The sequence below is a fragment of the Alphaproteobacteria bacterium genome (assembly GCA_024244705.1).
Lineage (GTDB): Bacteria > Pseudomonadota > Alphaproteobacteria > JAAEOK01 > JAAEOK01 > JAAEOK01.
Map to the genome: position 1 here is coordinate 1 of JAAEOK010000100.1, position 1,392 is coordinate 1,392.

The window sequence follows — 1,392 nt, forward strand, 5'->3', positions numbered from 1 at the left end:
CACCTCGAGCTCGGCCAGGTGGGCGCGAACGAGGTCTATTCGGCGCTCGATTGGCTTGGTGAGAGGCAGCCCGAGATCGAGGCGGGACTGGCGCGCCGCCATCTTTCGGGTGGCACGTTGGTGCTGTACGACGTGACCTCGACATGGCTGGAGGGGCGCTGCTGCCCGCTTGCCCGGTTTGGTTACAGCCGCGACGGTCGCAAGGACAAGTTACAGATTGTCATCGGGCTGATGTGTAGCGCCGAGGGCTGTCCGGTCGCGGTTGAGGTGTTTGACGGCAATGTCGCCGACCCCTCGACGCTATCCAGCCAGATCGACAAGCTGAAGAGGCGCTTCGGCTTGCAGCGGGTTGTTCTGGTGGCGGACCGTGGGCTGATCACCAATGCCCGGATCGAGGAGGATGTTCGTCCGGCCGGTCTGGATTGGCTGACGGCGCTTCGGGCGCCGGCGATCCGTCAGCTTGCCGGCGAGGATGGCCCGCTGCAGCTGTCGCTGTTTGATGACCGTGACCTGGCCGAGATCGAGAGCCCGGACTATCCTGGTGAGCGTCTGATCGTTTGCCGCAATCCGGCCCTGGCCGAGGAGCGCCGGCGCAAACGCGACGAACTGCTTGATCTCACCGAGCGCGATCTTGTGGGCATCCAGGAACGGGTGCGGCGGCGGCGGCAGCCGCTGCACGGCGCGGCCGCGATCGGCCAAGCGGTCGGCAAGGTGCTTGGCCGGCGCAAGGTCGGCAAACACTTTCAGGTGACCATCAGCGATAACGACATACGGTTTGACCGCGATCTGCCGGCGATCGCCGCCGAGGCGGCCCTCGATGGTTTCTATGTCTTACGCACCAATCTGCCAGCCGAGGTCATGGAAGCCGACGAGGCGGTCCGTACCTACAAAGGCTTGGCCCGGGTCGAGCGCGCCTTCCGCTGTCTCAAAACCGTCGATCTGGAGGTGCGGCCGGTGTTCCACTGGACCGGGCCGCGGGTGCGCGCCCATGTCTTCCTCTGCATGCTGGCCTACCATGTCGAGTGGCATATGCGTCAGGCGTTGGCGCCGATCCTGTTTGCCGACCATGATCGCGCCGCCGCCGAGGCGCACAGGCCCTCACCGGTGGCCAAGGCTAAGCCGTCGCCCGCCGCACGCCGAAAAGCCGCCAGCAAGCGCACCGACGACGGCCTGCCGGTCCACAGCTTCCGATCCCTTATTGCAGACCTGGCAACGTTGACCCGCAACACTGTCCGCTTCGCCGGCAAGACAACCGTGGAGATCCTCGCAAAACCGACCCCCGTTCAACGCCGCGCCTTCGACCTGCTCGCCATCAAACCAAAAATGTAGACAGTGCACGAAATAATCTTCGTGCAATTACAGTCACTTCGACAAAATCAGCCTAAAGTTCAG

1 protein-coding gene is annotated in these 1,392 nt (G+C 64.1%); it reads left to right on the forward strand.

The features are described from left to right. Positions 1 to 1,329, forward strand: a 1,329-nt coding sequence (locus GY791_19055) for an IS1634 family transposase (protein ID MCP4330526.1), incomplete at its 5' end; no start/stop codon positions are given. Between the last annotated feature and the right edge of the window lie 63 nt (positions 1,330 to 1,392).